3 protein-coding genes are annotated in these 1,817 nt (G+C 52.0%); all 3 read left to right on the forward strand.

What is annotated here, in order from left to right; all coding sequences use genetic code 11:
* Window positions 1–159 precede the first annotated feature (159 nt).
* The 3 genes from DW56_RS21390 (at window position 160) to DW56_RS05960 (ending at window position 1,636) form a co-directional block, all read left to right on the forward strand.
* A complete protein-coding gene (locus tag DW56_RS21390) occupies window positions 160–486 on the forward strand; it encodes a four-helix bundle copper-binding protein (RefSeq protein WP_071789783.1) in 327 nt (108 codons plus the stop codon).
* Window positions 487–992: 506 nt separating this feature from the next.
* Window positions 993–1,223 carry a type II toxin-antitoxin system VapB family antitoxin gene (vapB, locus tag DW56_RS05955; protein WP_024553479.1) on the forward strand — a complete coding sequence of 77 codons (231 nt, stop codon included), beginning with the start codon at window positions 993–995 and terminating at the stop codon, window positions 1,221–1,223.
* On the forward strand, window positions 1,220–1,636 hold the full coding sequence (locus DW56_RS05960; protein ID WP_024553480.1) for a type II toxin-antitoxin system VapC family toxin: 417 nt from the start codon (window positions 1,220–1,222) through the stop codon (window positions 1,634–1,636). The genes vapB and DW56_RS05960 overlap by 4 nt, the downstream gene beginning before the upstream one ends.
* Window positions 1,637–1,817: the final 181 nt, after the last annotated feature.

Below are 1,817 nucleotides of genomic sequence, written 5' to 3' on the forward strand. Positions count from 1 at the left end.
AGATGTCACCGACAGAATATGAAAACCAGTATTATCAACGGCTCGGAAGTGTCTAGATTATCCGTGGCGATTCACTGAAAGGGTTATTAACTAATTCCATATTTGCATAATCTTTTATCTCTTCTAGGCTTAATAAGTAACCTCAGCTAAGGAGAAATCATGTTAGATGAATTCAAAAAATGCATCGAATCCTGCTATCTCTGTGCAGTTGCCTGCGATCATTGTGCGGCTTCATGTCTCGAAGAAGAGAACCTGGAGATGATGCGTGAGTGCATAAAACTGGATATGCAGTGCGCAAATATCTGCCGTCTTGCAGCGCAGTTCATGGCGCTCAATAGCGAGTCTGCCCGCGAGCTCTGCCGGGTTTGCGCTGATGTGTGTCAGCAGTGTGGCGATGAGTGTGCAAAACATGAACATGAGCATTGCCAGAATTGCTCCAGAGCTTGTCATCACTGCGCCGAACAATGCCGAAGGATGGCCGCCTGAGAAGAGTTGAAATTTCTAAACCCGCTTCCGCGGGTTTTTTATTCACATTGATATTCCGCAGGAGAGTGAGCTGTATCAGTTTAAGAGCGCTGGCGTGAAAGCAACGACTTATTTGCGTGAGTTTAAAGGTCGAATTCTTTCAGGAAATATCTGAACGCTTAATTCGTATTTTTCGCTCATACCGCCCTGTCCCCGCTCCGGTTCTTTCGTATCAAACCAGACGCCATCGTTAACTACCCCACGCTGTGGGACTGTCTGCCGGCAAAGATCCGGGACTGCCTTTTTTCGGATCCCAGCGGAAAAAGAGAGAAATACGCATAGCCTGAGCATATCCATATGCCGCACATCTGCATATACGTGAGATATACATATACCCCGCATCTGCATATGTCATATCTATACATATGTGACGCATCTGCCTATACTGAGCATATGCACACACCCGGTGCAACGCACATCATTACGGATATGTGCCACATATCCGCACTTACCCGGGAGAGAACACCATGAGAACCGTATCCATTTTTAAAAACGGCAACAACCGCGCCATCCGCCTTCCCCGCGATCTGGATTTTGAGGGGGTGAGCGAGCTGGAGATCGTCCGGGAAGGGGACAGCATCATCCTGCGTCCCGTCCGGCCGACCTGGGGCTCGTTCGCGCAGCTGGAAAAAGCAGACGCGGACTTTATGGCGGAGCGCGAGGACGTTGTCACCGACGAAGGACGGGTTGACCTGTGAACAAAATTTACATGCTCGACACCTGTATCTGCTCATTCATCATGCGCGAGCAGCCGGAAGCGGTGCTGAAGCGGCTGGAGCAGGCGGTACTGCGCAATCACCGGATCGTGGTTTCGGCCATCACCTACGCCGAGATGCGCTTCGGGGCCACCGGCCCGAAGGCCTCCCCGCGACATATTCAGCTGGTTGACGCGTTCTGCGCCCGCCTCGATGCCGTCCTGCCCTGGGATCGCGCCGCGGTCGACGCCACCACGGAGATTAAGGTGGCGCTGCGCCTCGCCGGCACGCCGATCGGCCCGAACGACACGGCGATCGCCGGGCACGCCATTGCCGCCGGCGCCGTACTGGTGACGAATAATACAAGGGAGTTTGCGCGGGTGCCGGGCCTGATACTGGAAGACTGGGTTAACTGACCACAAGTGAATACAGAAGGTGATAATGTCCGCTTTGTGCCAGGAGCGGAAGTAGCCAACATTGTTATCTGTGTAAATTTAAAGGGAATAGGTCAATCTGTTATGTCGGTAATGCTGCCAACTTACTGATTTAGTGTATGATGGTGATTTTAAGGTGCTTGCGTGGCTTCCATTTCCATCA

This window comes from Franconibacter helveticus LMG 23732, assembly GCF_000463115.2.
GTDB lineage: Bacteria > Pseudomonadota > Gammaproteobacteria > Enterobacterales > Enterobacteriaceae > Franconibacter > Franconibacter helveticus.

Bases quoted from the DNA above. Each gene is read 5' to 3' on its own strand.
- DW56_RS21390 (WP_071789783.1), top strand. From the start codon at position 160: ATGTTAGATGAATTCAAAAAATGCATCGAATCCTGCTATCTCTGTGCA.
- vapB (WP_024553479.1), top strand. From the start codon at position 993: ATGAGAACCGTATCCATTTTTAAAAACGGCAACAACCGCGCCATCCGC.